Origin of the sequence: Nocardia sp. NPDC058499 (assembly GCF_042719915.1) — a bacterium.
Taxonomy (GTDB): Bacteria; Actinomycetota; Actinomycetes; order Mycobacteriales; family Mycobacteriaceae; genus Nocardia.
Genome location: NZ_JBHXMZ010000001.1, coordinates 200843 through 215726 on the forward strand (window position 1 = coordinate 200843; position 14884 = coordinate 215726).

The 14884-nt window shown below is 67.5% G+C and carries 13 protein-coding genes; 7 read left to right on the forward strand and 6 right to left on the reverse strand.

Annotated elements, in window-relative coordinates:
- The first annotated feature begins 307 nt into the window (after window positions 1–307).
- From ACFWPH_RS00930 to ACFWPH_RS00945, 4 genes are read left to right on the forward strand one after another with little or no spacing between them, the layout of a single operon-like run.
- Window positions 308–1201 (forward strand): SDR family NAD(P)-dependent oxidoreductase, encoded by an 894-nt coding sequence (locus ACFWPH_RS00930; RefSeq protein WP_378747365.1) that lies wholly within the window; start codon window positions 308–310, stop codon window positions 1199–1201.
- A gap of 1 nt (window position 1202) precedes the next feature.
- Entirely contained in the window at window positions 1203–2126 is a 924-nt protein-coding gene (locus tag ACFWPH_RS00935; protein WP_378747366.1) for a ferritin-like domain-containing protein, read from the forward strand.
- Between the two features lie 11 nt (window positions 2127–2137).
- The gene (locus ACFWPH_RS00940; protein WP_378747367.1) at window positions 2138–3658 is read left to right on the forward strand and encodes a flavin-containing monooxygenase; all 1521 of its coding nucleotides are present in this window, start codon (window positions 2138–2140) and stop codon (window positions 3656–3658) included.
- A 59-nt stretch (window positions 3659–3717) separates the two neighbouring features.
- Window positions 3718–4491, forward strand: coding sequence for a MerR family transcriptional regulator (locus ACFWPH_RS00945; protein ID WP_378747368.1), 774 nt, complete (start codon window positions 3718–3720; stop codon window positions 4489–4491).
- 22 nt (window positions 4492–4513) lie between these two features.
- Here the strand turns inward: ACFWPH_RS00945 and ACFWPH_RS00950 are convergent, their stop codons facing one another.
- Together ACFWPH_RS00950 and ACFWPH_RS00955 are read right to left on the reverse strand one after the other, a co-directional pair.
- Window positions 4514–5164 (reverse strand): histidine phosphatase family protein, encoded by a 651-nt coding sequence (locus tag ACFWPH_RS00950; RefSeq protein WP_378747369.1) that lies wholly within the window; start codon window positions 5162–5164, stop codon window positions 4514–4516.
- A 103-nt stretch (window positions 5165–5267) separates the two neighbouring features.
- Window positions 5268–7070, reverse strand: a complete 1803-nt coding sequence (locus tag ACFWPH_RS00955; RefSeq protein ID WP_378747371.1) for a multicopper oxidase family protein — start codon at window positions 7068–7070, stop codon at window positions 5268–5270.
- Window positions 7071–7217: 147 nt separating this feature from the next.
- Between ACFWPH_RS00955 and ACFWPH_RS00960 the strand changes: the two genes are divergently transcribed.
- The gene (locus ACFWPH_RS00960) at window positions 7218–7646 is read left to right on the forward strand and encodes a hypothetical protein (RefSeq protein WP_378747372.1); all 429 of its coding nucleotides are present in this window, start codon (window positions 7218–7220) and stop codon (window positions 7644–7646) included.
- A gap of 140 nt (window positions 7647–7786) precedes the next feature.
- Here the strand turns inward: ACFWPH_RS00960 and ACFWPH_RS00965 are convergent, their stop codons facing one another.
- Window positions 7787–8935, reverse strand: a complete 1149-nt coding sequence (locus ACFWPH_RS00965) for an MFS transporter (RefSeq protein WP_378748200.1) — start codon at window positions 8933–8935, stop codon at window positions 7787–7789.
- A gap of 572 nt (window positions 8936–9507) precedes the next feature.
- On the opposite strand from ACFWPH_RS00965, the gene ACFWPH_RS00970 reads away from it, so the two are divergent.
- Window positions 9508–10347, forward strand: coding sequence for an alpha/beta hydrolase (locus tag ACFWPH_RS00970; protein WP_378747373.1), 840 nt, complete (start codon window positions 9508–9510; stop codon window positions 10345–10347).
- Between the two features lie 90 nt (window positions 10348–10437).
- Here the strand turns inward: ACFWPH_RS00970 and ACFWPH_RS00975 are convergent, their stop codons facing one another.
- The 3 genes from ACFWPH_RS00975 to ACFWPH_RS00985 all read right to left on the reverse strand — a co-directional run bounded on the left by ACFWPH_RS00975 (window position 10438) and on the right by ACFWPH_RS00985 (window position 13485).
- The gene (locus tag ACFWPH_RS00975) at window positions 10438–11487 is read right to left on the reverse strand and encodes a homogentisate 1,2-dioxygenase (protein ID WP_378747374.1); all 1050 of its coding nucleotides are present in this window, start codon (window positions 11485–11487) and stop codon (window positions 10438–10440) included.
- Window positions 11488–11613: 126 nt separating this feature from the next.
- Window positions 11614–12465, reverse strand: coding sequence for a crotonase/enoyl-CoA hydratase family protein (locus ACFWPH_RS00980; RefSeq protein ID WP_378747376.1), 852 nt, complete (start codon window positions 12463–12465; stop codon window positions 11614–11616).
- A gap of 114 nt (window positions 12466–12579) precedes the next feature.
- A complete protein-coding gene (locus ACFWPH_RS00985; protein ID WP_378747377.1) occupies window positions 12580–13485 on the reverse strand; it encodes a LysR family transcriptional regulator in 906 nt (301 codons plus the stop codon).
- A 57-nt stretch (window positions 13486–13542) separates the two neighbouring features.
- Between ACFWPH_RS00985 and ACFWPH_RS00990 the strand changes: the two genes are divergently transcribed.
- Window positions 13543–14607, forward strand: coding sequence for a YeiH family protein (locus tag ACFWPH_RS00990; RefSeq protein ID WP_378747378.1), 1065 nt, complete (start codon window positions 13543–13545; stop codon window positions 14605–14607).
- Window positions 14608–14884 lie beyond the last annotated feature (277 nt).

Sequence of the window (14884 nt, forward strand, 5' to 3'; positions counted from 1 at the left end):
GCCGCTCACGACTCCGGTAGTGCCTTCGCCACCTGCCGCAGCAGGTTCCTGCTCGTCACCGCATCCAAGAGGCGTAGGGCTTACCCCGGCCGCCAACCCACTTCCGCGCGACCGAACCGGCCCCTCACCTCCGCGAGCTCGCGATGTCGCACCCTGACCGGGCGCCTGACCAGCCCGGGAATCGGTACGGCCACCACCGACACAATCCGCCATTGACAAATGGCACATTCATAAATGATTCTGACAGGTATGAACAGGTCGACGAGGACCTCACCGCCGGTGGTCACGGCACGGAAGGTGGGCTGACATGCTCGGACTCGATATTTTCCGGCCCTTCGGCCCGCCGCCACGCAGCCGCGGCGCCCGGGCGGTCGTCACCGGCGCGGGTAGCGGCATCGGCCGGGCCTTCGCCCACGAGCTCGCCGCTCGCGGGGGCCGGATCGTCTGCGCCGATATCGACGAGGATCGTGCGGCCGAAACGGTGGCATCGATCGGGCGCGAGTATCCGGGCGTTGCCTATCCGTTCCGCTGCGATGTGGCGAAACGCGACGATGTCGAGGTGCTGGCGCGCTACGCGGAATCCGTGTTCGACGGCCCCGCCACCCTGGTGATCAACAATGCCGGGGTCGGGTCGGGCGGACTGCCCGTCGGCGAGATCGGTTTCGCCGAATGGGAGCGCACCCTGGGCATCAATCTGTGGGGTGTCATCCACGGGTGCGAGATCTTCGCTCCACGGCTGCGCGAGGCCGGCCACGGCGGGATCATCAACGTCGCCTCGGCCGCATCGTTCGGCACCGCACCGCGGATGGCCGCCTACAACACCGGAAAGGCCGGGGTGCTCGCGCTATCGGAGACGATGGCCGCGGAATTCGGCGGGACCGATATAGCGGTGACCGTACTGTGCCCGACCTTTGTCCGCACGAATATCGCGCGCGACGCACCGGTCCCCGCGGGCCCCCGCGAACTCGCCGACACCCTGATGCGCTGGACCGGGTTCTCCCCCGAAAGCATCGCGCGCACCACCCTCGACGCGCACGACCGCGGCCGCTTACACGTCGTCCCGCAGCCCGACGCGCAACTCCTCTGGTTACTGAAACGGCTGTTCCCCGGCCAATACACAGCTGTGGCCGGTCTGCTCGCGCGACTGCTGCCCGACGAGGAAGCGGCAGCGTCCAATACCCCGGAAAGAACAGGAGTCTGAGATGGCAACCATGGACTTCGACGATATGCTCGGCAAGATCAAGGACCGGCAGTGGGCGCTGGCCGATATCGATTGGGACGCACCGGGCGCGGAAACGCTCACTCCCGAACAGCACGACCGCTTGAAGCCGTTCATGGCGGATCTGATGTGGATCGAGAACGTGGGTGCGCGCGGTTTCGCGGCGATGGCGAAGAAAGCGCCCACCGAGACCCTGCGCGAGATCTACCGCTGGTTCCACGCGGAGGAACAGCGCCACGCCAATGCCGAACTCGCCCTGATGCGGCGCTGGGGAATGCTCGACGGCGACGAGATCCCGCAGCCGAATATCAATGTCAAACTCGTGATCGACTTCTTGGACAAATACTCCGACGATATGTCGCTGTCGTTCCTGGGCACCGTGATCCCGATGCTCGAAGTCGCGCTCGACGGTGCCCTGGTGAAGTTCATCATGGACGAGATCGAAGACCCGGTCTGCCAGGAAACGTTCCGCCGGATCAATGCCGACGAATCCCGCCATCTCGCCGTCGATTTCGCGGTGATGGATGTGCTCGGGCACGCGGAGCTGCGTAAACTGCTCATCGACCTGGTCGGCGGCTGGGTGAAACCGACGTTTCTCATCGGCGTCCTCAGCTATGTGCCGTTGCTGAACAAGATGCGCGACAATATCGTCGCGATGGGTGTGGACGAGCAGAAGCTCTACACGGCCATGGAGCGCTACCGGAAGGTCGGCGAGCGTAGCGAATTCGTGCGCCGGCTCCCGATGTATCAGATCGTGAAATTGCAGGCGAATTGGGTTGTCGACCGCGGCCACCCCTATCACCTTCTCGCCGACGCGCTGGTGAAGATCACCGGGGCCATCCCGCGGCAGCTGCTGCGCAAGGATCCGACCTGGTCCAAAGAGTTGACCTACACCCCCGCCGCGTGAACGAGGACACCATGACCACCAACCATGCGGCGCCGCTCGATGTCGCCGTCATCGGTGCCGGCTTCGCCGGAATCGGCACCGCGATACGTCTGCGCCAGAGCGGTATCGGAAATTTCGCCGTATTCGAACGGGGTTCCGCGATCGGCGGTACCTGGCGTGACAACACCTACCCGGGCGCTGCCTGCGATATTCCGTCGCGGCTGTATTCCTACAGTTTCGCACCCAATCCGGAGTGGTCGCATACATACTCCGGGAGTGCCGAAATCCTCGGCTATATCGAGTCGATTACGGCGAAGTACGAGGTTGCACCGCATATTCGCCTGCGGCACAACGTTACCGGTATGTCGTTCGACGAAGAAACCGGACTGTGGGATATCAGGTTCGAAGGCCGCGAAACTGTCCGGGCGCGGGCGGTGGTGCTGGCGTCCGGGCCGCTCACCGAACCCGGTTTCCCCGATATTCCTGAGATCGACACATTCACCGGGCATAAAATCCACAGCGCGCGGTGGGACCACGATTACGACTTCACCGGTAAACGGGTCGCGGTGGTCGGTACCGGTGCGAGCGCGGTCCAGATCATTCCCGAATTGGTTCGGAAGGCCGGTTCGGTCAAGGTTTTCCAGCGCACGCCCGGCTGGGTGCTGCCCCGGGTCAACCGACGCACCGGCACCCTGGCCAAAGAGATCTACCGGCAGGTTCCGGGGGCGGAAACGCTGGCCCGGCAGGCCTGGTTCTACGGTCACGAATCGGTGGCGCTGGGCGTCGTCTGGAATACCCCGCTCACCCGGGTGGTCGAACTGGTCGGGCGCGCGCAGTTGCGGCGCCAGGTGCGCGATCCGTGGCTGCGTCGCCAGCTCACCCCGGAATTCCGGGCCGGTTGCAAACGCCTGCTCATGTCCGACGACTACTACCCGGCGCTACAGCGCGACAACTGCAAGCTGATCACCTGGCCGATCGCACGAATAGCCCCGGACGGTATCCGCACGGCCGAGGGAATCGAACACCGGGCCGACTGCATCGTGTTCGCGACCGGCTTCGATGTCTCCAAGAAAGGCACCCCGATCCCGATCACGGGACGTGACGGCCGGGTACTCGCCGACGAATGGCGACGCGGCGCGTTCGCGTACCGCAGCGTCACGGTATCGGGTTATCCGAACCTGTTCCTCACCTTCGGCCCCAATTCCGGCCCCGGACACAATTCGGCGCTGGTGTATATGGAATCGCAGATCGACTATCTGGTTCGCGCCGTCCGGATAATCCTGGACCGCGACCTGACAATGCTCGACGTCCGCCCGGACCGCCAGGAACGCTACAACGCGGCGATCCAGCGCCGGCTGGGCGCGACCACCTGGAATTCGGGCTGCCGGAGCTGGTATCTCACCGAGGACGGTTTCAATCCGACCATGTACCCGGGTTTCGCCACCCAGTACCGCCACCAGCTACGCGACGTCGACCTCGACGATTACACGGTGACAACGGCCCGGATCGGTCATTCCGCCGACGTCGGTCCCGGCGTTCTGAGCGGCGGCTAGACTCGATCACTCGAGCCGGGGGCAACCGGGCGGTAGGCGGGCGAGGAGGTGCGGCGGAGATGCCGAGGTATCGGATCGACGATCTGGCCCGTGCCGCGGGCACTACCTCCCGCAATGTCCGCGCCTACCAGGAGCGCGGGCTGCTCCCGCCGCCCGCGGCCAAGGACGGCCGCGCCAGTATCTACGACGATTCCCACCTCGAACGGCTCCGTCTCATCGACGCGCTGCTGCAACGCGGGTTCACCACCGCGCATATCTCCGATTTCATCACCAGCTGGGAGACGGGCAAGGACCTCACCGAGGTGCTCGGGCTGCAGCACGCGGTCACCGCCAACTGGTCGCAGGAGGAACCTTTCGAGGTCTCCCGGGAACTGCTCACCACCATCCTCGGCGCCCGATCCGAGGAACTGGTGGAGAAACTGCGCCGGATGGACCTGGTCCGCACCGACGGCGATACCGTGACGATCACCGATACGCAGCTGCTCACCTCGTTCACCGAGCTCCACGAGTACGGGATCGACCTGGGCACACTGATCTCGGTATATGCCGAGGTCGCGACCCGGATCGACGATATCAGCGGGATCCTCATCCGCGCGGCGAAGAAACATATCGTCGACGAACACGGGCCGGGTTGGCTGCCCGACACCAATGCAGAGATCGCCGAAACCACCCGCATGCTCAACACCATGCGCGAACTCGGCGTCGCCGCCGTGCACAGCAGCCTGGCCCGTTCCCTGGACGCGACACTCGCACGCGAACTCGGTGACTACCTCGCCACCGCCGCCGAGCGCGAACGCGAACGCAAAGCGGGCGGCGTGGAACGCGGCCGCTGACCCCGCCGGGGGCCACCCGCTCTCACTCGAGGGACTTGTCACCCCAGCGGATGCATCGCAGCGAACCGTCGGCAGAGAGGACCGCCTCGAGCTGTCCGATGTAGGTCACCTGGTTCTCGAACATGAACTCGGGAGTCAGCTTTTCTCGATTAGTGCAGTACTCCGCCAGGTGCAGCATCATGATGCCGCCGTGTGTGACGATCAGACTCGTCCCTTCCCGGCCTTTGTACTCGGAGACGAACCGGTCCCAAAAGTCCTTCACACGTTCTTCGGTCTGGTTATAGGACTCGCCCGGTACCCCGTCCGCCCCGACCTTTTCGTCGCGGCGTTCGCCGGCGAGTATCGCCTTCATATAGTCCATGATCGCCGCGGAATCACCGGACGGCACCGAGATTTCGTGCAGATTCCAATCGGCATCGACCGGTAGACCCGCGTCGATCGCCACCGCACGAGCAGTCTGGAATGTTCGGATCTGAGCGCTGGCGTGGACGTCGGTGACAACACCCGAGAGCTGTTGGGCGAGTTCCTCCGCTTGCCGCGCTCCACGCTCGGTCAAGGGCAGATCTCCCACAGGACCGAGAGTGTCGGTGGGGTTGATATCCGGGATCACGACGCCGGGCCGGTCTTCCGATGCGACGTTGCTCCAGCTTTCCGCGTGCCGGGCAAAGATCACGACCCGGTCCCGGCCGGGCGGCTCGGCTCCGGCCGAACCGGCGTCCGAAGTCGACGAGCACGCGGCCATCATGACGGCGAGAGCGGATTCCGGCGGCGGACGGTCAGGCCGGAAAACGCAAGCGCAGCATCATATCGTGGTCCTCGTGATCGAGGATGTGGCAGTGCCAGACGTACCCGCGTAGGTCGGTGGAGTGGTCCTTGCCGTTGTGCACCGGGTGCCGGCCGGGGTGATACCCGGAACCGTGGCCGTTGCCCGGCGGGGTGTTGAGTCGCGGGAATGCGGCGTCGGGATCGAATCCCAGTTCTTCCGCTGTCGGGATCCGCACGATGATCCGGGTGACCGTTCCCCCGTCGGCCCGGACGATATCCTTCCAGCCCCGCTCCCACGGCGGCGCCGGAACCGGCGGTCCGGCGAGAAACCCGTCGGCCGGAGGCGTCCAACGGGTACCGACCGGCGGCTGTGGGTGGGCGGCCTGATATTCCGGTGTGCGCAGCGGGGTCCGGTCCAGCACGCGGAAGGTGACCAGGTGGATATGGATGGGGTGGGGGTCGGGGGTGATATTGATGATGTTCCACTGTTCGACCGTGCCCTGCCGCGGCACCTCGATATCGGAATCGGAATAGCGGAGATTGTTGAGCGTCATGATCGCCGGTGGCAGGCGGGTGAAATCGTACGGTTGGCTGAGAGTGATGTTGCGGACGACCGTGGGGGTCAGCGGCGCGGGTATCACCGCGGGCTGCCGATACCCGCCGCGTAACCGCTCCGGCACCGGGCCGGTGAACCCACGCCGCGGTTCGGCGCGGAACCGGCAGAACACCGGCATCGCCACCTGCCCGATGAGCCGCGCCTGGAATACCGGCTGCTCGTCGTTGCAGAGCTCCACCGTCTCCCCCGGCGCCAGCCCGGAGAAATCGACCAGCAGATCGATCCGCTCCCCCGCCGCCAGCCGGAAGTCCTGCACCGGCACCGGCGCATCGAGCAGGCCGTGCTCGTTGCCGATCACCCAGAACCGCATCCGGTTGGCGAAGAAAAGGTTCCAGGTGCTGAACGACGAGGCGTTGATCGTCCGGAAACGGTAGAGCCCTCGCGCAACCGGTAGTTCCGGCCATACTTTCCCGTTCACCAGTCCGGTATCGCCCGTGCCGCCGCCCTCCCAGCGCCCTTCCGGTACCACGATCGTCGACCGGAGACTCTGCTGCCCATCGGGACGGAAAATCTTCTCCTGCAACACCAGTGGCATCTCGAACTCACCGGCGGGGAGACCGAGCGGATTGCGCTGCTCGCCCGTATCGAACTCGTCACGCAGCAGCAGCATCCCCGCCAAGCCCGCGTAGACGTTGGCGCGGGTGATGCCCATCGGGTGGTCGTGGTACCAGAGGGTCCCGGCGTCCTGCCGCAGCGGATAGCGGTGGTCCACGCTCTGCCCCGGCATGATCAGCTGTTCGGGATGCCCGTCGCTGTCCGGCGGTGTCACTCCGCCGTGCAGGTGCAGCGAGGCCGGTGGGGCGGCCCGGTAGCTTTCCTGCACGCCGTGCACGCTGGTGTCCAGATCGGCGGCGAACGGATGCGCGCCCAGGTTGTTGGCGAACCGCACGTGCAATTGCTCGTCGCGATGATGCACGATGGTCGGTCCCAGATAGGACTGCCCGTGATATCCGAACGCCGGCGCCTCCGGCAGGTCCCGATGGAACCGATGCAGTGTCGTCGCGGCGGCCAGTTCCAGCCGCTGCCCGCGAACCACGGGAATTCGCGGCATCTCGTCGACGAACTTCGCCAGCTCCGGTGAATGGAAAAGCAGCGGACTGTCGAACGGCTGCGCTGCCGCCCGGCCCCCCGCGAGTCCGCCCAGCGCACCCGCCACCGCCCCGCGCAATACCGCGCGCCGCCCGATCGGCCTGTTCATGATCGCGCCTCCCGCTCGCACCGGGCGCTGACCATACCATCGAGTATGGTACCTCGAACCACGATTCGCGGCGCCTTCGAAATATTTCGGCACCCCGCATCGTGCGCGTATCGCCACCGACCGGTCTCACAGCATTATCCTGCTCGGATGACGGAATCTTCCCGGTCGCCCGGCCGCACCGGTGAACTCGATATCGCGGCCGAAATCGAGCGGGTCCACGATCTGCTGGCGACCTGGCTGGGTTCGGCCGCCTCGCCGCGTGTCCTCGACGGGTTCGCCGCCGCGCACGACGAGGACTTCTCGATGGTCACCGCCGCGGGCACGGTGGTGCGCAAACGCGACCTACTGTCCGGGCTGCACCGGGCGCGCAACAGCCGTCCCGGTCTGGTGATCGAGATCTCCGAGGTCGAAACACTGCGTTCGGATGGCGACACCACCGTGGTCCGTTTCGTCGAAAGCCAGCGGGACGCTGCCGGGCAGGACCACCGCCGCACCACCGCGGTGCTGCACGTCGAACCGGACCTGACCTGCCGCTGGGTCGCGGTGCAGGAGACGGCGGTCGCCGAGCCGGAATAGTCTCGCTCGGGGACCGACCGATCGGCCGTCGCATTTCGGGCCCGAACGCGCCGGCCACCCGCGCGGCCCCGCATCGGAGGCAGCTCACCGGAACGGCCGGGCGCCCGAAGCCGACCGTGTTGGCCGGATCCGGTCTGCCGTCAGGCGCGCGCGGCCGCTCCGCGCCGGGCCGCCCACACCGTGACGGTGAAGAGCAGGACACCCAGGAGGGCGAGACCGGCCCCGACCACCGCGGGTGCCGTGTAGCCATAGCCCGCGGCGATCACCAGCCCGCCGAGCCAGGCGCCGGCCGCGTTCGCGATGTTCAGGGCGGCGTGGTTGAGCGCCGCTGCCAGGGTCTGCGCGTCGGCGGCCACGTCCATGAGCCGGGTCTGCAGTCCGGGCGCCAGGGCGGCGCCCGCCGCCCCGACCAGTAGCGCGCCGATCCCGGCGGTGATGGGATTGTGCGCGGCGGCCACGAACACCGTCAGGATCACCGTCATCGCGCCCATGGCCAGGAAGATCGACCGATCCACACCACGGTCGGCAAGTACGCCGCCGATGATATTGCCCAGCACCATGCCGACGCCGAACAGCATCAGTACCACCGGCACCAACCCGGTGCTCAAGCCGGCCACATCGGTGAGGGTCGTGCTCACATACGTGTAGACCGCGAACATGCCACCGAAGCCGATGGCGCCCACGGCCAGCGTGAGCAGCACCTGCGGACGACGTAGTGCACCCAGTTCGGTGAGCGGATTGGTGATCGCGATCCCGGTCAGCGCCGGCACGTAGCGCAGCAGGGCCACGATGGTGGCCACTCCGATCACCCCGACCAGAACGAACGCACTACGCCAGCCGAGATGCTGCCCGAGCCAGGTCGCGGCGGGAACACCGACGACATTGGCGGTGCTCAACCCGAGCATCACTGCCGCCACCGCCTTCGCACGCTGTCCCGCCGGCGCCAGTGTGGCCGCGGCCAGCGACGCGACCCCGAAGTACGCGCCGTGCGGCAGGCCGGCCACGAAACGCGCCGCGACGAGCGTCGCGAAGTTCGGCGCGAAAGCCGAGGCCAGGTTGCCGACCGTGAACGCCACCATGAGGGCGACGAGGAGACGTTTCCGCGCCACCGACGCACACGCCGCCGCGATCACCGGCGCGCCGACCACCACCCCGAGCGCATAGGCAGAGACAGCATGGCCGGCGGTGGGCTCGGACACCGTGAACGCATCCGCGATATCGGGCAGCAGCCCCATCGTCACGAATTCGGTGGTGCCGATCCCGAAGCCGCCCAGCGCCAACGCCAACATCGCCGGGATATGCCAGCTGGTGCGAGCAGTGGGTCCCGGAGTCGTGGCCGTGCCGGTGGCAGTAGAAGTCACGCTCTCGTGCAACAGGCGGTCCGGGGACAGGTTTCCTCATCCGGGCTGTGAGTTCGCCCACCGAGTACCTGATCCGCCGGCCCGATCACCGGCTCGCCGGGCTACCTCCCCGATGCATAGTGATCTGCGCGACTCGGCAGCACCGGCACGGGGCCACGGCTGCGGCTGGTCGCGAAGGGCGCGATCGGATCTCGGGCTCGGTCCTCGTTGGTCGCCACGCCGACTGCATCCACAGCTTCATGGCCCATACGAATACGCAGATCAGGGCCCGTCGCTATGCCGCGGCAGGGTGCTGCTCCGGCACGGGTTTCCCGGAACGCGGCAGGGCGGGTTCGCGGCGCCTACAGCTGACCGACCGCACCGCCCGCTCGGTAGCCCGGACGATACGATCGCCGTGGTCTGCGAGGTATCCGGCACCTGTCGACCGGGATGCCGGGCGGCGAGTATCCGGGCGCCTGGCGATCCACCCGAAGCTCGCACGGCATAGACGAGGACAGCGGATGAACGACCCACAGGTCCGGGACCGGACGCTCGACGGAGTCCGCGGACCGGTCCCGATCCGGGAGTATCTGCCCGCAGACCCCGATCCGGCGGCCGACCCGCTGCTGTGGATCCACGGGGGCGCGTTCGTTTCCGGCGGGCTCGATCAGCACGAATCCCATGCGGTGGCGTTGCAGGTGGCCGCGGCCGGGCGGCGGGTGCGCACTGTCGACTATGCGCTGGTGCCGCGGTTCCGGCTCTGGGGTCCCCCGGTTCTTCGTCCCTCGCGCAACCGCTACCCGGCGCCGTTGGACGACGTCCTCACCGCCGCCACCGACCTCATGGCCGAGGAACGGCGGATCGTGATCGGTGGCGCGAGCGCGGGCGCCTGCCTGGCCGCCTCGGGCGCGCTGCGGTTGCGTGACCGGTCGGCTGAGGTCCCGGTCGGAATAATCCTCGCCTACGCGACCCTGCATGCCGAACTGCCACCGCTGCCGGATTCTGTCCGGGCACGGGTGCGGGGACGGCGCCGGATCGGCACCTATACACCGCACATGATCCGCCGGATGAACCTGAACTATGTGGGGTCGCCGGAACTGCTCGCGGATCCGGAGGTTTTCCCGGGCGGTGGCAAACTCGCCGCCCTGCCGCCGGTACTGCTGCTCGACGCCGCCTACGACACACTGAGCGCCTCCAGCACCACTTTCGCCGGTGAACTCACCGAGGCCGGGGTGCCGGCCGACCATCGCGTGGTCCCCGGCACCCGGCACGGTTTCCTCGACCGCCCGGGTTCGCCCGGTTTCCGTGCCGGAATCGACTCGATCCTTGATTGGCTCGGCCGGACCGCGCGCAACAGTTGACCGCGATGTCACGAACGCAGCGGCAGTGGATGGGCCGCGCCCGGTCCACTGGCTCCTGCACACCACGGCCGCGCCCGGCCGGACCCCGACTCAGCGCGCGGTGACCGGCTGCCCTTCGGCCGGATGGACCCCGTATTGGTCGGTTTCCATCAGATGCGCGATATCCCGGCCGGCCGGGGTCATCGTCAACGAGGACCGGGTTTCCAGCAGCCAGGCCCGGTAGCCGGGCTGGACGTTCTCTTCGGGGCCCTGGTGCAGGATGCCCTTCGGGGTCCAGGTGATCGTGCCGGGCGTATCGACCGAGCCCCACGGCGAGGGACCCATGCCGTAGCAGATGACCTCGTCGAAATCGGCGTTGTGATGCACCGGTGGCCGGGCACTGTGCCGGCTACCGACACCGAAGACGAAATCGCGGCCGGAGGTGCTGCTCATCAGCTGGGCGGGCGCCAGTCCGCCCTCGGCGACAGCGAGCCCCTGCACATGCTCGATATTGAACCGGACCACCAGCGGGGCGCCGATGACATCGAGGCACGGGATCGGGTCGATATCGTAGAAGTAGGAGGTGAACCTGTCGCCGGTGCGGACCACGATCTCGTACTCGTCGTCCACCGGGTGCCCGGGCCGGCCGTGCGGGATGGGGCGATCGAGGTGGAGGTCGGCGTTGAAGGTGGCCGGTGCACCCTCCGGGTCCAGGCGTAGTTCGCTGGTGGTAACCACGATGAATTCATTGATCTCTTCGGCGATTTCGCCCCAGCGGTAGGTGACGGCACGCGGGATGAGCACGAAATCGCCCGCACGGACATCGAGTGTGCCGACCTCGGTATCGAGCCGACCGCGCCCGGAAACGATGTAGTGCAGTTCGTCGGCCCAGACATTGACGTAACCGAAGGTCATGGCGGCGGCGCGGCGGTTCAGTTCGAATCCGATGCCCTCGCCCTCCAGGATCGCGACCGGGAGGGCTTTGGGTTCGGCGAATACTTGGTCCGGTAGATCCCAGGTGTGGAAACGACGCGGTAGGTATTCGCCGCGGGCCCGCAGGAAGCGAGGCCGGTACTGGGCCCGGACGATGGTGGTGTTCGGGCCTGCGAAACCGTTACGGGAGAAGAGCTCGATATTGGGCGCCAGGACTTCGTCCGGCATTCAGCACCTCCGAAAATCGTTGTGCCACAGATCCTAGACAAGAGACACCGGGTCCGCGCACTTTTGCGAACTCACTATTCCGGAGTTAACTGATACCGAAAGTACACTCGCCGAGGCGAATCCAGGTCACTCCCGGAACGGCGGCACCGGCAGATCCGCACCGAAAATATCCGGGGTATCGCGCAGCACACTGTCGGGGAACTGCGCCGCCCGCTTCTCCAGGAACGACGAAACACCTTCCTGCGCATCGGCACTTGCTCCGCGGCTGCGGATTCCGCGCGATTCGATCCGGTGCGCGATCATCGGATGATCGGCGCCCAGTCCGCGCCACAGCATCTGCCGCGACAACCCCACCGACACCGGCGCCGAATGCTCGGTGATGCGGCGGGCCAGGGCATCGGCTTCGTCCAGCAGGCTTTCCGGCGAATACAACCCGTAGAACAACCCCGCCTCGTACGCTTCCGCCGCATCCACGAGGCGGCCGGAATACACCCAGTCCAGCGCCTTCTGCATCGACACCAGCCGCGGCAGGAACCAGCTGGAACAGGATTCGGGGACGATACCGCGCCGGTTGAAGACGAAACCGATCCGGGCGCCGTCGACCGCCAGCCGGAAATCGGCGGCGAGGGTCATGGTGATCCCGACGCCCACAGCTGGCCCGTTGACGGCGGCGATAATGGGTTTCCGCGATTCGAACATCCGTAGTACCACTTCCCCACCGCCGTCGCGGAAGGCTTCCGGGTCCTCCTCCTCCGGCGCGACGAAGGTCTGCCCACCGGCGGAGAGGTCGGCGCCGGCGCAGAAGGCCCGGCCGGCGCCGGTGACGATGATCGCGCGCACGCCGTCGTCGCGGTCGCAGGTGTCGAATGCCTCGATCAGCTCCTCACCCATTGCGGTGGTGAATGCATTGAGCTGGGCCGGGCGGTCCAGGGTGATAGTGGCAACGGAATCGGAAACAGCGAGGCGGATATCGGCCATGAGCGACAGCATGCCACGTCTGTCCCGGACAGTCCGTCTCAATGGGTTGCTTCGTCGTCTGCGATGGAGTCCACGCCTACTTGGACTACGGCCTTCCACCCGAGGTAGGACAGCTCAGGTCCGGGTGGCGCACTGTACGAGCAGATCGGCCGCACCGGCCGGTGGCGTCGCGCGGCGCCAGATCACCCGGAACTGCCGGTTGAGGACCACCGCGTCCGCGAGTGCTACCCGGCGCAACGCACCGGTCGCGAGTTCGGGTGCGGCGACGAGCGAACTGAGCACTGCCGGGGCCATTCCGGTCCGGGCGGCCGCGACGATGGCGACCGCGGACCCCAGTTCGGCGGCCGGCGGGGCCGGTGGGCCGTACCCACTCAGGATTTCCCAGACAGTGTCGCGGGTACCGGAACCCGGTTCGCGCCACAGCAGCGGTGTGGCGACCAGCTCACGCAGGGAGACCGGTGCGGTCCGGTCGGCCCACGGATGCGCGGGTCCCACCACCAGCAGCAACTCGTCGGCGCCGAGCGCCCGCCCACCGAGGTCCGGCGGCGGATGCGGTCCCTCTACGAAGCCGAGGTCGGCGTCGCCCGCACGCACCATGGCTTCCACATGCGTGGTGTTGTCCACCTCCAGCGATACCGCGATATCCGGCCGGATGCCGCGCAACGCCGCCAGCCACTGCGGAATCCGGTGGTCAGCGATCGTTTTCGAGGCAGCGATACGCAGTCGCGGGGCATCGGTGCTGTGCAGCGCGGCGACGGTGTCGTTGAACGACCGGGCCGCATCCAGCACCGTCCGCGCGGCGGCGACCACGGTGCGTCCGGAGTCGGTGAGGGTGGAACCGGTGGGCCCGCGATCGAGTAGCTGCACGCGCATCCGCCGTTCGAGCGCACTGATTCGCATACTCGCCGCCGGCTGGCTCATGCCGTGACGGCGTGCCGCCGCACCCAGACTGCCCGTATCCGCGACCGAGACCAGCAGGTCCAGCACGGCGAGGTCGGGGGTTCCGGGTGGCAGGGTCACACGGTCGATTATGGGGTGTCGGCGACTACACCCGACCGACACCCATCAGTTCCGCTTATGACCTCCTGCGGATTCGCCGGCTACCGGGACCGGGCCGGGTCCGACAAGGTCGGACTGGTGAACGAGGTTTATCGAAGAATTCCGGGCCTCGGCCTCGCCGCCGTCCTCGCGACCGTGGCCACGCTGCTCGGCACGCTCGTGCCGGTCGCGGGCGCGCCGGTCCTCGCCCTGGCCGCCGGTGCCCTGGTCGGTATGCGCGCCGAGGCGCAGATAGCGGATTCGGGGCGGTTCGGGCCGGGCCTGACCTGGGCGCGGCAACATCTGCTGGGCGCGGCGATCGTGCTGCTCGGGCTCGGACTCCCGATGGGGGCGGTATTCACCGTCGGGCGTGAAACCGCAGTGGTCCTGCTCGGGACCCTCTGCGTGGGAGCGGTGACCGCGCTGATCGTCGGCCGGTTACTGGCGCTGCATCGTGAATCGGTGATCCTGATCGCCGCCGGGACCACGATCTGCGGCGCCTCCGCCATCGCCGCCACCACCGCCGTGCTGAAACCGGACCGCGAACGCGTCGCCTACGCGCTCGGCACCATCTTCGTCTTCAATATCGTTGCGGTACTCGCCTATCCCCCGCTGGGCCGGGCTCTCGGTATGTCGGAGGAGGCGTTCGGCCTGTGGGCCGGGACCGCGATCAACGACACCTCGTCCGTACTCGCTGCCGGTATCGCTTTCGGGCCGGTGGCCGCGAGTTTCGCGGTGATCGTGAAACTGGTGCGCAGCCTGATGATCGTCCCGCTGTGCGTCGGCCTGCATTTCACCGGCCGCCGCACCGGCAGCGGCGACTTCGCCACGACCCCCCTGTGGCGCACGATCCCCCTGTTCGTCGTGCTGTTCCTCGCCGCCTCGGTCGTCGCCGCGACCGGTGTCCTGCCGTCGTCCTGGACCGCGCACCTCACCGACCTCAGTTCCTGGTTGGTCGCCGCCGTACTCGCCGCGATCGGCACCTCACTCACCTGGCGGCGGCTACGGTCGGCCGGCTCGCGGCCGCTGCTGTTCGGCGGCGTGCTCGCGGTGGTCCTCGCGGTGTCGGCGCTGGCCCTCCAATGGTCCACCGGCTGGCGCTGAGCGCTCCGTCGGCCGAGCACCGACCTGCCTCCCCGACAAGCAGCCGACCGCGGGACGGAACCGATCAGGCCTGGCAACCTGTAGAAGCGCGTCGGCGGTGGCTGCCGTTTCGGTCATCATCAGATCACCGCGAGACAGCCGGGGCGCTTGTGGCGTAGCCGGAATCCGAATGTGAGCCGGCAACGCGCTGCCCGGCCCGGTCGCCCCCCACACCCCCCCCCACCCCCTCCTTTCCCTCCCCCCCCCCCCCCCCCCCCCCGCCCCCCCCCCATACCGA